This window comes from Sanyastnella coralliicola, from assembly GCF_030845195.1.
GTDB lineage: Bacteria > Bacteroidota > Bacteroidia > Flavobacteriales_D > Sanyastnellaceae > Sanyastnella > Sanyastnella coralliicola.
On sequence record NZ_CP132543.1, the window covers coordinates 3166987 to 3180940 of the forward strand.

The 13954-nt window shown below is 47.2% G+C and carries 12 protein-coding genes; 10 read left to right on the forward strand and 2 right to left on the reverse strand.

What is annotated here, in order from left to right; all coding sequences use genetic code 11:
- Positions 1-63: 63 nt before the first annotated feature.
- Complete coding sequence (locus RA156_RS13200; RefSeq protein ID WP_306640736.1) at positions 64-2481, forward strand: DUF5686 and carboxypeptidase-like regulatory domain-containing protein; 2418 nt, start codon at positions 64-66, stop codon at positions 2479-2481.
- Positions 2481-3221 (forward strand): LPS export ABC transporter ATP-binding protein, encoded by a 741-nt coding sequence (lptB, locus tag RA156_RS13205; RefSeq protein ID WP_306640737.1) that lies wholly within the window; start codon positions 2481-2483, stop codon positions 3219-3221. The genes RA156_RS13200 and lptB overlap by 1 nt, the downstream gene beginning before the upstream one ends.
- On the opposite strand, the gene RA156_RS13210 is transcribed toward lptB, so the two are convergent.
- Together RA156_RS13210 and RA156_RS13215 are read right to left on the reverse strand one after the other, a co-directional pair.
- On the reverse strand, positions 3196-3810 hold the full coding sequence (locus RA156_RS13210; protein WP_306640738.1) for a riboflavin synthase: 615 nt from the start codon (positions 3808-3810) through the stop codon (positions 3196-3198). The two genes, lptB and RA156_RS13210, sit on opposite strands and share 26 nt — an antisense overlap.
- Position 3811: 1 nt before the next feature.
- The gene (locus tag RA156_RS13215) at positions 3812-6520 is read right to left on the reverse strand and encodes a T9SS type B sorting domain-containing protein (protein ID WP_306640739.1); all 2709 of its coding nucleotides are present in this window, start codon (positions 6518-6520) and stop codon (positions 3812-3814) included.
- Positions 6521-6718: 198 nt separating this feature from the next.
- Between RA156_RS13215 and RA156_RS13220 the strand changes: the two genes are divergently transcribed.
- From RA156_RS13220 to RA156_RS13255, 8 genes are all read left to right on the forward strand, one after another.
- Positions 6719-8152, forward strand: a complete 1434-nt coding sequence (locus RA156_RS13220) for a leucyl aminopeptidase family protein (protein WP_306640740.1) — start codon at positions 6719-6721, stop codon at positions 8150-8152.
- On the forward strand, positions 8149-9183 hold the full coding sequence (pdxA, locus tag RA156_RS13225; protein WP_306640741.1) for a 4-hydroxythreonine-4-phosphate dehydrogenase PdxA: 1035 nt from the start codon (positions 8149-8151) through the stop codon (positions 9181-9183). Before RA156_RS13220 ends, pdxA begins: the two co-directional genes overlap by 4 nt.
- Before the next feature lie 101 nt (positions 9184-9284).
- Positions 9285-9794: a YceD family protein gene (locus RA156_RS13230; protein ID WP_306640742.1), complete on the forward strand. Its 510-nt coding sequence runs from the start codon at positions 9285-9287 to the stop codon at positions 9792-9794.
- Positions 9795-9806: 12 nt separating this feature from the next.
- Complete coding sequence (gene rpmF / locus RA156_RS13235) at positions 9807-9992, forward strand: 50S ribosomal protein L32 (RefSeq protein ID WP_306640743.1); 186 nt, start codon at positions 9807-9809, stop codon at positions 9990-9992.
- 163 nt (positions 9993-10155) lie between these two features.
- A complete protein-coding gene (locus RA156_RS13240; RefSeq protein ID WP_306640744.1) occupies positions 10156-11166 on the forward strand; it encodes a beta-ketoacyl-ACP synthase III in 1011 nt (336 codons plus the stop codon).
- 46 nt (positions 11167-11212) lie between these two features.
- Positions 11213-11743 (forward strand): acetyl-CoA carboxylase biotin carboxyl carrier protein, encoded by a 531-nt coding sequence (gene accB / locus RA156_RS13245; RefSeq protein ID WP_306640745.1) that lies wholly within the window; start codon positions 11213-11215, stop codon positions 11741-11743.
- Positions 11744-11767: 24 nt separating this feature from the next.
- Entirely contained in the window at positions 11768-13102 is a 1335-nt protein-coding gene (gene accC, locus RA156_RS13250; protein ID WP_306640746.1) for an acetyl-CoA carboxylase biotin carboxylase subunit, read from the forward strand.
- Positions 13103-13318: 216 nt separating this feature from the next.
- The gene (locus tag RA156_RS13255; RefSeq protein WP_306640747.1) at positions 13319-13942 is read left to right on the forward strand and encodes a YdeI/OmpD-associated family protein; all 624 of its coding nucleotides are present in this window, start codon (positions 13319-13321) and stop codon (positions 13940-13942) included.
- Positions 13943-13954: the final 12 nt, after the last annotated feature.

Here is a 13954-nt window from a genome sequence, read left to right on the forward strand (position 1 = left end):
AGCCTAATGAACCACTTGCGGAACACATACCGCCCGTTACTCCTATTGCCATTACTTTGTTTGTTGGCCCTGTCTTCGTTCGCCCAAAAAACGGTGGTTTCAGGTAAGGTTACTGACGCTGAAACAGGAGAAGCCCTTCCCTATGTGAATATCAGCTTCGTAGGTACCAAAAGTGGTACGATTACCGACTTCAACGGGAATTATTTCCTAGAAACATATTACGCCAGTGATAGCATCCGCGCTAGCTTTATTGGATATAAGCCAAGCACAAAAGCGGTCAAGCTTGACCAAACCCAAGTCATCAACTTCGAACTAAGTGTTTCAAGTATCGCCCTTGAAGTGGCTGAGGTTACTGCAGGAGACGAAGAGAATCCGGCACACCCCATCATTCGTGCCGTTCAGAAGAATCGAAAGATCAATAACCGAGAGAAACTTGAGGCTTACGAGTACGAGCTCTACAACAAAGTAGAATTCGACCTCAACAACCTCACGGATGAATTCCGAGAGCGGAAAATCATGAAGCCCTTTGAATTCGTGTTCGATAACATCGACAGCACGGAAGAGAAGATCTACCTCCCGATTTTCATGACTGAGAATATCTCTGAGTTCTACTACCGAAAGAACCCAAAGACGGAAAAGGAAATCATCCTTGCCACCAAGATCTCAGGTATTGAGAACAAGAGTGTTTCGCAGTTCCTGGGGGACATGTACCAGAACGTTAACATCTACGACAATAACATTATCGTTTTCGGAAAGAGCTTTGTTTCGCCGATTTCCGGCCTTGGCTTCACTTTCTATGATTACTACCTGATGGATAGCACCTATATCGAAGGCAAATGGTGTTACCAGATCAAATTCCAACCGAAGCGTAAACAAGAACTGACCTTCACAGGCGATATGTGGGTAAACGACACTACCTACGCCGTGAAACAAGTTGAAGCAACGATTGCGGAAGACGCGAACATCAACTTCATCAATAAACTCAAGGTCCGCCAAGAGTACAACGAGGTACAAAAGGAGGTCTGGATGCTCACACGAGATGAGCTTCTAGTAGACTTCAACCTGACCGAGAAGACCATGGGCTTCTACGGAAGAAAAACTACGACCTACAGAGACTTCCAGATCAACGAAGCCAGAGAAGACGACTTCTACAAGGGCATCTCTGATATCATCGTGGAAGAAAATGCGACGGAACAAGGCGAAGAATTCTGGGACGACCGACGGCATATTGAACTGACGGATAACGAGAAGAGCGTCTATCAAATGGTTGACTCCATCAAGACGGTCCCCCAGTTCCGAACCATTGCTGATGTGATTTCCCTCTTTGTCTCCGGCTACTACGTGCGCGGGAACTTTGAGTATGGACCTTACTTCACCTTGTACAGCTTCAACCCGGTTGAAGGACATCGCTTCAGAGTGGGTGGACGAACAAGCAACGACTTTTCTAAACGCGTATTGATTGAAGGATACACGGCCTACGGCTTGCGTGACCGTCGATTCAAGTACGGCGGAGGCATCACCTGGATGCTTTCCAAGCAACCGCGGATGGTCTTCGGTATCTCTGGAAAAGAAGATGTGGAACAGTTAGGACAAGCTCCTGGGGCCTTTCAACAAGACAACGTCCTCTCGAGTATCTTCCGGCGGAACCCTGCGAATAAGTTGACCAATGTGGTCGAAGCCAAGAGCTACTTCGAACGAGAGTGGTTCTATGGCTTGTCTAATAAGATTGTATTCACTCACCGCACGCTTTCTCCATTGGGTGCGCTGCGTTATGAGCGACTAAACGACATTCGACAAATAGAGCCAGTAGACAATCTGACGACCGCAGAATTGACCTTCTATACACGATTCGCTTACAAGGAGAAATTCCTCAGTGGTGAATTCGACCGTGTTTCACTCGGCACGAAATACCCGACGCTCGAGGTAGCGTATACCCTCGGACTAAAGGACGTGATCAATAGCGACTACGAATACCAAAAATTGGTAGTCCGAGTGAAAGACAAGGTCCGATTTGGTCCTCTTGGTTATGCTCGAATTTGGGCAGAGGCAGGACGCTACTGGGGACAGCTACCTTATCCGTTGTTGCAATTGCATCAGGGTAACGAGACCTTCTTTTACGACGAAACGGCATTCAACACGATGAACTTCTTCGAGTTCGTGAGTGACGAATGGGTGAGTGCTTCAATCACTTATCATGCGGATGGACTCTTCTTGAACCGGATTCCGTTGATGCGTAAACTAAAGTGGCGTGAGGTTGCTACTGTTAAAGGAGTTGTAGGTAATTTTGACCCGAGCAATCAGGAAGAAATGGTACTTCCTCCTGAGACGAACGTGCTCACGAAACCCTACGTCGAAGCAGCCCTAGGGGTGGAGAATATTTTCAAGTTCCTCCGCGTTGATGGTCTGTGGCGATTGTCATACCTCGATAATCCGAACATTGTGAAGTTCGGTATTCGAGCCAAATTCCAGTTCGACTTCTAATGCAGCTGAGAGCAGAGAATATTGTCAAACGATACGGGAAACGCACCGTTGTGAAAGGCGTTTCCATTGAAGTAAATCAAGGAGAGATCGTTGGTCTACTCGGACCAAATGGTGCCGGTAAAACGACGAGCTTCTATATGATCGTAGGCTTGATCAGACCCAACGAAGGCACGGTCTTCATGGACGATCAAGAGATCACCGACGAAGCGATGTACAAACGCGCCAAACTAGGGGTAGGTTACCTCCCGCAGGAAGCAAGTGTATTCCGTAAGCTGAGTGTTGAAGACAACATCATGGCCATCTTGGAGATGACTGAGCTCAACCGCCAAGAACGCAAAGACCGACTGGAACAACTCCTCAATGAATTTGGTTTGCAGCACGTACGAAAGAACCGTGGTGACTTCCTTTCTGGAGGTGAGCGTCGTAGAACAGAGATCGCACGTGCATTAGCAACTGACCCTAAATTTATCCTTCTCGATGAGCCGTTTGCAGGGGTCGACCCGATTGCAGTTGAAGACATTCAGAAGATTGTTGCTCAGCTGAAAAGAAAGAACATCGGTATTCTGATTACAGACCACAACGTACAAGAAACGTTGTCAATCACAGATCGAGCTTACCTCCTTTTCGAAGGAAACATCCTGAAAGCTGGAACTGCAGAAGAACTAGCTGCAGACGAGCAAGTAAGAAAGGTATATCTGGGTCAGAACTTCGAGCTTAGGAAGCCGAAGGTGTTTGATTGATCGCAGCCATTCGTGCTACGTACTTCCCAATAATATCGAACTCTAGGTTCACTTTTGTTCCCGCCTTAAAGGTGTGGAAATTGGTGTGTTCCCATGTGTAAGGAATGATCGCCACACTGAAATGACCAGGTGAAGAGTCTACCACTGTCAGAGACACTCCATTTACCGTAATACTCCCTTTAGGAACGGTAACATAGCCTTCGTCAACTTTAGTGACTTCGTGCTTCACATACACACGCCAGCTTCCATCTTCTTCCTTCACATCAGTCACCTCACCAACCATGTCAACGTGGCCTTGAACGATATGTCCGTCTAGGCGGCCGCCCATGATCATACAGCGTTCGAGGTTCACTTTATCACCAGAGGCTAATTCACCAACGTTCGTACGAATGATGGTTTCATCAATCGCAGTCACTACGTATTCGTCTCCGTCGATTTTCACCACGGTCAAACACGTACCGTTATGGGCCACGCTTTGATCAATTTGCAGTTCGTCTGTGAAGGGAGATGAAATAGTGAAGTGAAGGTTATCACCTTCGCGTTCTACGCCCTTGACTTCGCCAAGGGCCTCGATAATTCCTGTGAACATGTTACTCTTTAACTGGATTCAAACCGTCGAGCAAGGTAATTGTTCCGGAGAGTTCTTCCACAACAATTCCTTCGAGTCTGATTGTATTGACCCGAGCTATGTAATAATAGGTGCCGTCGGCACAAATCTCACCTGTTTCTTGATCAGTCCCATCCCAAGAAATGAGCGGATCCCTGGTCTCGAAGACTTGTGTTCCCCATCGATTGAAGACGAAGAACTCAACACTTTCAACGAACTTGAACGGGAAGGCCGTGAAGACATCGTTTGAGCCGTCATTGTTTGGTGAGAATACATTCGGCAAGAAGTAAAGCGGACAATTATCGATGCACACGACATTACTAAACTCACTTTCATTGCGTCGGATATCTCCGTTGAGGTCAGGAGTCAAACTATCAAGTGCAGTCACTGCATAGCAACCCGCGATGGAGTTCAAATCACCTTCTTCATTCCAGATATACTCCGTCAATTCAGCACCTGTCAAGGTAACCACGAATTCCAGATCTTGATCGGTGGTTGGAGCGTAATACAGGTTGTACAACTCTGTATCATCCGTCAACTCACATGACTCATTTGGATTCGTCCATGTCAAGAAGGCTTGTTCGAGTTCACAATCTGGTTCAATACTCAACTCAGGCGGACAAGGAGGTGTTAGATCTACTGCGAATCCACAAGCTTCTTGAGACTTGTTCAAGATTGGATCAATCGTTCCTGATTCTGGAACGGTGTACGCCCCTATGGATCGCACATAGTAACATATCTCGACGTTGTTCGGGAGTCCTGTGTCTTCATAGATTGGTTCATCGACCGTTGCAATGAGTGCGAAGTCAGTTTCACCCGGATCCAATCGGTAAATCTCATATTGGGTATTTGTCCATGGAGTGAGGTCGTTGACGAATACGGTGATGGTCTCATCACCTGACTCAAGCTCGAGGTAAAGGCTTGACGCCTGGAAGGCCGATCCAACGAAATCTTCTCCAGAGAAAAGATTCACACGGTAAGTGTGCGCTGTCGTTTCAGTATCAATTCCCGTGTGGACAAAAGTGGTATCCTCGTTAAAGAGGTTTGCGCTTGGGGTTGAAGTGAAAATCACATCGTTCGCGCCGCCATAACCTTCTCCGTGAAGAAGCTCGTAGTAGTAAGGCCCTGGGAAATTCTCTTGATCAAGCTGTGTAGCTGGTGACCATGCTACATAAATCTCTCCGTTAGTTGCATCGGTGACATTCACATCTGCATTGGTCATGACCGGTACTTCCTTGATGATTGAAGCACAGAACTCTTCACTTGCATAGCTTTCTGCGCCATCAGGGAAACAAGTGACAATCATGTAACAGAACTCACCACCGAAGAAGACTCCTTCAGTATCAATGTAGTTCGTGTTTTCTAGTCCTTCAACCGTATCAATCAATTCGAAGCCGGTGTAATCAGGCACTCCTGTTTCACAGAAATCAGGCTCAAAACCATAGCTTCCTTGACGACGGTATATCTTATATCCGCTTTGCGATACCTGTAAATCGGTCAGGTGATCGATGCAGATATTCGGCTCCCAGTTCAAGACGAAGCTATTTCCGTCAGGCTCTACCGTTGGGTTTTCTACCGCCGGTGCCACCACCGTAATATTCACCGCCATGAAATCTGAGAGGTCAACGGTTGAACTGAAATCGGTGGCCTTGAAGGTCACCTGATAAGGATTCAATCGTACCTCTTCACATTCTGGTGTCCATGAGAAAACGCCTGTGCCGTCGTTGTTATCTGTAAAGAACGCTTGGTTCTCAACCTCAGTCATTGGTCCACCGAAAGCTTCCAAATCAATTGGATCTCCATCGATGTCTGATGCTGCAATTTGGAGTGTCAAGTTCGTGAAAGCCTCAACACAGGTATCGAGCACTTCTTCAATCACCGGTGGGTTGTTAGGACACTGCTCTACAAGAATCTGCATGTCACGAATGACATGTCCTACTTTCACTAGCTGTCCAGCTACCTCACGCCACTCTTCGATGAGAATTGCAATATTGTATTCCCCTGGAGGCCACGAAGTCACGTCCCAAGTAACAGTACCGTCGTTCGGGTCGATGAAGAAAATATCGTCGGGACTCTCGGTATAATCATCTGGTAGTTCATACCCGGGAACTGGATCGTTCCATCCGTCTTCGTCCAAATCTCTACCTAAGGGTGTGATCAGGCTGTAGGTAAGAATGTCACCATCGGGATCATACGCTCCGGGATTGTGTTGCCAAACACGCGCCAGACACGCTTCTTCTTTCGCTGGGTTCAAAAGTTGAACCGAGTTATTATGTCCGGCTTGCGGATTGATGATCAGAAGCGTTTGCACACAGAATTCCTCTTCTACACTGTTCGGAATGTTGTGTACTCCTTCGTTACGGTTCGGGTCAGCCATTTGGATCAAATACTGCCCTGGCCCGCTATAGGTGTGGGTTCCACGGTAGATATTGATCTGGGCATCAGCGTCAGGAACAGGAGAAATAGACTCGCGTTCTAAGCTGTCAAGCGTTCCGCCGGTAGGCAAATCACCCCAGTTGATATTCAACCATTGACGGTCAGCAATAACCGAAGACTTCGTACATGTAGTAATGACAACCTCGTAAGTGAACCCGCTAATGTGCGTATAGGTAATCTCCCCTGCCCTGTTGTGAGTAGCCAGGGCGGCAATGCTGATGAAAGCAAAAATGAGGAGTGAAACGAGTTTTCGCATGAGTAAGATTAAAGGTACACTTTCACTTGGTAACGAACGAAAAGGCAATATGTTTAATTACCTATTTGTTTCAGTTCAAGCCACATAAACCTTGCCAATATTACAATCTCAAAAGGCTTTTCCCGAACAGTATAACGCAAGATTCTAGCAGATAGCTTATCGAATACAAAAGCTATCTTGCGCCACAAATCAACGACCATGGGAATTACGCTTAAAGTTTTGCGCAAAATTCCATCGAATGCGATGGTATTTCACCTCCTCGACGGGAAGTCAGTTCCGAAGGAATTCAGCAAGGAGGCGACAAAGCAAGTGAAGAACGGATTGAAGAAGAAGCAATCGATGATCACCTTCGTTGAAGACGGTGACGTTCGCTACGCTTTTTCAGTGGGGTCGATTGATTCAGCGAATGAAAAAGAAGCCCTTCGTGTAGCAGGGAGTTCCGCTTCGGCGCTAGCCATCAAACAAAAAGCCTCAAAACTGACCTTCGTAAACCACACAGGCGATGCCGAAGTATCATTGCTTCATGCCGAAGGTGCCAAATTGACGGCTTACCAATTCAATCAACTCCTTTCAGATCCGGGCAAAAAAGACCATGGGTTCAGGGAGATTGGATTGATCGATGGCGATTTGAACAGCAAAGAAGTCAAAGACCTCAACACCCTTACAGATAATGTCTTCTGGACGCGTGACTTGGTCAACCGTCCGCTTTCGCATTTGACGGCGACAGACCTTGCGGATGCTGTAGAGCAAGCCGGTAAGGAGAGCGGATTTGACGTGAATGTATTGTCGAAGCGCAAGATTCAGTCGTTGAAAATGGGTGGTCTATTGGCCGTAAACAAAGGTTCGATTGACCCTCCAACCTTCACCATTGCTGAATACAAGCCGGCCAATGCCGTAAATAAGCAACCGATTGTTTTGGTTGGAAAAGGTGTGGTTTACGATACGGGTGGTATGAGCTTGAAGCCAACGCCAATGTCGATGGACTTTATGAAGAGTGATATGGCAGGGGCGGCTATGATGGCTGGTTCTATTAAGGCTATCGCCGAATTGGAACTCCCTGTTCATGTGATTGCTCTTCTACCTGCTACAGATAACCGACCTGACGGAAACGCCTACGTACCTGGTGACGTGATCACGATGTACGACGGCACCACCGTAGAGGTGAAGAACACAGATGCAGAAGGACGTTTGCTATTGGCAGATGCCTTGGCATATGCTAAGAAATACGATCCAGAATTGGTGATGAACGCAGCTACCCTGACAGGAGCTTCTGTTCGTGCCATTGGAACTTACGCTACAAGTGTGATGGGAACTGCAGACGACGGAGAGTTCAAGAAACTCGAAGCCGCTGCCTACGATACTTACGAGCGCGTTGTACGTTTCCCTTTGTGGGATGAGTATGGGAAAGAGCTAGCCTCTGATGTGGCCGACATGTCGAACCTCGGTCGAGGAGAAGCAGGTCATATCTCTGCAGGGAAGTTCTTGCAGCACTTCACTGACTACCCATGGATTCACTTTGACATTGCTGGTCCTTCATTCTTACACGCTCCTCAATCTTACCGCACCAAAGGCGGAACAGGAGTTGGGGTTCGCTTGTTAGTTGAATTCATTAAAGTGCGCTACGAGCTATGAGTAAAGTAGAGAATCAAGTACGTGTAGGGATTACGATCGGTGACCCGAATGGGATTGGAATTGAGACCATCCTAAAGGTCTTTGCTGATCAACGCATGAATGAAATCGTTCTTCCGATCATCTACGGAAACACGGACATCCTGCGTTTTCACCGCAAGGTGCTCGACATGGGTGATGTACGACTAAACAGCACTTCTTCAGCTGAAGAAGTCAACCCAAAGAAAATCAACGTTGTCAACGTTTGGGACGATAAATGGGAGCCAACCTTAGGTTCACCAGACAAAGAAGCAGGTGCCTACGCATTCAAAAGCTTAAAAGCCGCCGTTGACGATTTGGCCTCGAATAAAATCGACGTTTTGGTTACCTGTCCGATCAATAAAGACACGATTCAAAGCGATGAATTCAACTTCCCAGGGCATACTGAGTACCTGGCGAGCATGGCGAATGTAGAGGAGAGCTTGATGTTCCTTGTTTCAGACCGCATGCGTATTGGAGTGGCTACCGGACACGTACCATTGAAAGATGTCAGTGCGAACTTGACGAAGGAGTCTATCATCAAGAAGCTGCGCCTCATGCATGAAAGCTTGCAACGAGATTTCGGAGTGAATCGTCCGAAAATCGCGGTACTCGGCTTGAATCCGCACGCTGGTGACAATGGCTTATTGGGAACAGAAGAGCTCGACATTATCCTTCCGGCGATTCGTGAAGTAGAGAATGAAATGTTCGTAAAAGGACCGTATGGCGCCGATGGATTCTTTGGTACAGCAGCGTTCCAGCAGTTTGATGGAGTGTTGGCTATGTACCATGATCAAGGACTGGCGCCGTTTAAGGCCTTGGCTTTTGACAGTGGTGTGAATTACACAGCCGGCTTGCCGATTGTACGCACAAGTCCGGACCACGGAACAGGATATGAGATCGCCGGAAAAGGACAAGCGAATGAAGGATCGTTACGCGCGGCCATCTTCACAGCGATTGATGTATATAAGTACCGCAAGGTATATCGAGAGATGACAGCAAATCCACTTCGCTAGTGGATGTTTTTCCGACTTTACTTGGCCCAGCCAGAAAAGTCGTTGAAAACTTTTGATATCGAAGAGTTTCCACTATCTTTGCACTCCTAATTTTTGAAGGTATGAATCCTTTTACTGCCTATCATATTCCCTTCTTGGGTCTCAAGGCAGGTGTTCACACCTTTGATTTCGTGATAAACGAATCGTTCTTTGAAGAGTTTGAGTATTCTGAGATCAGTAAAGGAAACTTTACGGTTGATCTAAAGCTAGAGAAGCAAAGCACCATGATGGTTCTCGACTTTTCACTAGAAGGTAAGGTAGAAGACACCTGCGATCGATGTGGAAAGCCTGTTACCCTTGAGGTGGCTCATGAAGATCGTTTAATTGTCAAGTATGGCGATGAAACGAAAATTACCGAAGATGAAATCTTAGTGGTGAGTCAAGCGGAGCACATTCTCGAATTAGAACAGTATCTCTATGAATACGCACACCTGGCCTTGCCTTCACGACGTGTACACGAAGATGAAGATGAGTGCGACCAGGACGCTCTTGACCTCTTGGATGATCTCCATGAGGACGACGAAGACGATGACATTGACCCACGGTGGGAAGCATTAAAAGGATTGAAATAAAAAGGTTGAACGATGGCACATCCTAAACGAAAGCAATCGAAAGCACGTACGGCGAAGCGCCGCACACACTACAAGGCCGAAGCGCCTGAGATTTCAACTTGTCAAACGACAGGTCAACCACACCTACGTCACCAGGCGCACTGGTACGAGGGTAAGCTCTATTACAAGGGCCGCGTGGTTATGGAAAAAGAAGATTAAGAAAGATCTTTTCCCTCGAATATATTGGGAGCCTCATTGGCTCCCATTTTTTTTAAGCCATGATATCTGGAAAACCAAGAGCAGAAAGCTACGTTTTCTCCTTGCCAGTATTATCAAAACGCTAACTTAGCGGCTTATCAATTAACCGACCAGTAGAAAACGCATGGCTAAAAATCACGCGGCAATTACAGCGGTAGCAGGGTATGTACCAGATGACATCCTGACAAACGCTGACCTGGAAAAGATGGTAGACACTTCTGACGAATGGATCCGTACACGGACCGGAGTCGAAGAACGTCACATTCTAAAAGGAGAAGGAAAAGGAACCTCTGTGATGGCGATCGAAGCTGTCAACAAGCTCCTCAAGAAGCGCGGCATTTCTGCCGATGAGATCGACTTGCTGATCTGCGCAACAGTAACCCCTGACATGGTATTCCCGGCAACTGCCAATATCATCGCTAACCACGTTGGAGCCACCAACGCGTATAGCTTTGATATCATGGCCGCTTGTTCCGGGTTTATTTATGCCCTAACCACAGGTGCTCAGTTCATTGAATCTGGCAAGCACAAAAAAGTAGTGGTTGTTGGTGCAGATAAAATGTCAGCAATCGTTGATTACGAAGACCGTAAAACGTGCGTCATCTTCGGTGACGGTGCTGGAGCAGTGCTGCTTGAACCAGATTCAGAAGGACATGGAGTGATTGACTCTATTCTTCGTTCTGACGGTTCAGGTGAAGAGTTCTTGCACATGAAAGCAGGAGGTTCTCGTAAGCCAGCTAGCGCGGAATCAGTAGCGAACAAAGAACACTTTGTATACCAAGATGGTCAACCTGTATTTAAGGCAGCTGTGACAAGCATGGCTGACGTATCTGCAGAAATCATGGAGAAGAACAATTTGCAATCAGAAGATGTTGCTTGGCTGGTTCCACACCAAGCTAACTTGCGCATCATCGATGCAACTGCTCGTCGCATGGGATTGACCAACGAAAGGGTGATGATCAACATTCAGCGCTACGGTAACACTACCGCAGCTACAATTCCATTGTGCCTGAATGATTGGGAGACCAAATTGAAGAAAGGAGAAAACATCGTACTCTCAGCCTTTGGTGGCGGATTCACCTGGGGCGCGGTCTACTTGAAGTGGGCATACGACGGTGCGAGTGTAAACCAATAAATCCGCAAGGAATTTCTAACTTTTGACAACCAAAAAAAGCTTAGGTATGAACCTTAACGAGATTCAAGACCTGATCAAGTTCGTCGCGAAAGCAGGCGTAACTGAAGTTGAAATCGAACAGAAAGACTTCAAGATCACGATCAAGTCAGACATGCCAAATAAGAAAGGCCGCAGACAAGACGTGGAAGCGCAGATCATGCCTGTACAGATGCCTGTACAAGGAATGCCAGCAATGGCAATGCCTGCCGCTCCAGTTCCACAACCTGTGGCTGCTGCCCCTGCTCCTGCAGCGGCGCCTGCTGCGGCTGAACCTGCAGCGGCTGAAGAGAATTCAAACTACATCACGATCAAATCTCCAATGATCGGTACGTTCTACCGTCGTCCTTCACCGGACAAGGATAACTTCATTGAAGTTGGACAGACCATCAAGCCTGGAGATTGTGTGTGCATCATCGAAGCGATGAAGCTCTTTAACGAGATCGAAGCTGAGGTTTCAGGTAAAGTAGTGAAGGTATTGGTAGATGATTCTACACCAGTAGAGTACGACCAGCCTTTGATCGTTATTGATCCTTCGTGATCATTTCACTGAAAACGCCACATCATGTTTAACAAGATTCTGATCGCCAACCGCGGTGAGATTGCACTACGTGTAATCCGTACCTGCAAAGAGATGGGCATCAAGACCGTGGCAGTGTATTCAACTGCTGACGCTGATAGCCTTCACGTGCGCTTTGCAGACGAAGCTGTGTGTATTGGTCCAGCTCCAAGTGTGGATTCATACTTGAAGATCCCAAACATCATTGCTGCTGCAGAAATCACTAACTCGGATGCGATCCACCCAGGATACGGATTCCTTAGTGAGAACGCTACTTTCTCTCGCGCTTGTCAAGAGAACGGCATCAAATTCATCGGAGCCAGCCCTGAGAACATCGATTCAATGGGTGACAAAGCCTCGGCGAAGCAAACCATGAAAGATGCAGGTGTACCAACTATTCCTGGTTCTGAAGGACTACTCGCTGACCTCGAGCAAGCCATCAAGAACGGAAATGAGATCGGTTACCCTGTCATCATGAAAGCTACTGCCGGTGGTGGTGGTAAAGGAATGCGTATTTGTCGTGATGATGATGAAGTAAAAGAAGCATGGGAAACAACTCGTCGTGAAGCAGGCGCTGCCTTCGGTAACGACGGGATGTACATGGAGAAGTTCATTGAAGAACCTCGCCACATCGAAATCCAAATCGCTTCTGACCAGACTGGAAAAGCATGTCACCTTTCTGAGCGTGACTGTTCTATCCAGCGTCGTCACCAGAAGCTGGTAGAAGAAACTCCTTCTCCTTTCATGACTGATGAGCTTCGTGAGCAAATGGGTCAAGCTGCAATCCGCGCAGCGGAAGCAGTGAAGTACGAAGGAGTAGGTACCGTTGAGTTCTTGGTTGACAAGAACCGCAACTTCTACTTCATGGAGATGAATACACGTATCCAGGTAGAGCACACGATTACTGAAGAGGTCGTGAACTACGATTTGATCAAAGAACAGATCAAACTCGCAGCCGGACACCCAATCAGTGGACGTAACTACTACCCGAAGATGCACTCTATCCAGTGCCGTATCAATGCGGAAGACCCAACGAAAGGATTTATCCCTTCACCTGGTGGAATCACAGACTACCACGCTCCTAGCGGACACGGAGTTCGTGTTGATTCACACGCATACGCCGGATACCGTGTACCTCCATTCTACGATTCAATGATCTCGAAATTGATCACTGTAGCGCAAACGCGTGAAGAAGCGATCAAGAAAATGCAACGCGCACTCGACGAGTACATCATTGAAGGAATCAAAACAACGATTCCATTCCATCAGAAATTGATGAAAGACGAACAGTTCCGCGCCGGAAACTTCACCACGAAGTTCATGGACGATTTTGAGATCTGATCTTTCTTAGGATATGTAAAAAGGGGCGTTTGCCCCTTTTTTTTGTTTAGAGACAAGGGTCTAGGGTCTAGAGACAAACGGTTCTTTTATCAGGGGAATTTCCAGAAACCTAAGTGACACCCGCGGTCCACAGTCCCCCGTCAACCGTCCACCGTCCACCGTCCACCGTCCACCATCAACCATCAACCATCAACCCAAAACACCTAACTTCCCTTCATGAACCCAGCTGTTGACCAATACCTCCTTCAGGGATGCGGAAGATGCGATTTGTACGGCACTCCGGAATGCAAGGTTCACTTGTGGACGAATGAGCTCATTCGGCTTCGTGCAGTGGTACTAGACACACAACTCGTAGAGGAACATAAGTGGGGTGTTGCTTGCTACACGTATCAAGGAAAAAACGTTGCGATCATGAGCGCCTTGAAAGGCTATGTAGCATTGAGTTTTTTTAAGGGCAGTCTTCTTGACGATAAATTAGCGCTTCTTTCAGCACCTGGTCCAAATTCTCAAGCTGCACGAATGTTCAAGTTCACGACCTCTTCGCAAATTGCTGAACATGAGACTTCCATTCGAAGCTATGTCAAGGAAGCGATCGAATTAGAAAAAAATGGAGTCAGCGTTCCCTTTAAAAAAGTAACCGAAGACGACTTCCCTTCCGAACTCTATGATTATTTCCTAGAAGACCCCACCTACGAAAGTGCCTTCCGCTCGCTCACTCCCGGACGTCAACGTGGATGGCTACTTCACTTTAATGGTGCGAAACAAACTGCAACCATCATTCGACGAATTGAGAAAAGTGCCGAGAAAGTTCTGAATGGAAAAGGCTGGAACGAACGCTAAGTTCAGCACCAA

Bases quoted from the DNA above. Each gene is read 5' to 3' on its own strand.
- accB (WP_306640745.1), top strand. From the start codon at position 11,213: ATGAACCTTAACGAGATTCAAGACCTGATCAAGTTCGTCGCGAAAGCA.
- rpmF (WP_306640743.1), top strand. From the start codon at position 9,807: ATGGCACATCCTAAACGAAAGCAATCGAAAGCACGTACGGCGAAGCGC.
- RA156_RS13220 (WP_306640740.1), top strand. From the start codon at position 6,719: ATGGGAATTACGCTTAAAGTTTTGCGCAAAATTCCATCGAATGCGATG.
- accC (WP_306640746.1), top strand. From the start codon at position 11,768: ATGTTTAACAAGATTCTGATCGCCAACCGCGGTGAGATTGCACTACGT.
- RA156_RS13215 (WP_306640739.1), bottom strand. From the start codon at position 6,520: ATGCGAAAACTCGTTTCACTCCTCATTTTTGCTTTCATCAGCATTGCC.
- lptB (WP_306640737.1), top strand. From the start codon at position 2,481: ATGCAGCTGAGAGCAGAGAATATTGTCAAACGATACGGGAAACGCACC.
- RA156_RS13240 (WP_306640744.1), top strand. From the start codon at position 10,156: ATGGCTAAAAATCACGCGGCAATTACAGCGGTAGCAGGGTATGTACCA.
- RA156_RS13210 (WP_306640738.1), bottom strand. From the start codon at position 3,810: ATGTTCACAGGAATTATCGAGGCCCTTGGCGAAGTCAAGGGCGTAGAA.
- RA156_RS13230 (WP_306640742.1), top strand. From the start codon at position 9,285: ATGAATCCTTTTACTGCCTATCATATTCCCTTCTTGGGTCTCAAGGCA.
- pdxA (WP_306640741.1), top strand. From the start codon at position 8,149: ATGAGTAAAGTAGAGAATCAAGTACGTGTAGGGATTACGATCGGTGAC.
- RA156_RS13255 (WP_306640747.1), top strand. From the start codon at position 13,319: ATGAACCCAGCTGTTGACCAATACCTCCTTCAGGGATGCGGAAGATGC.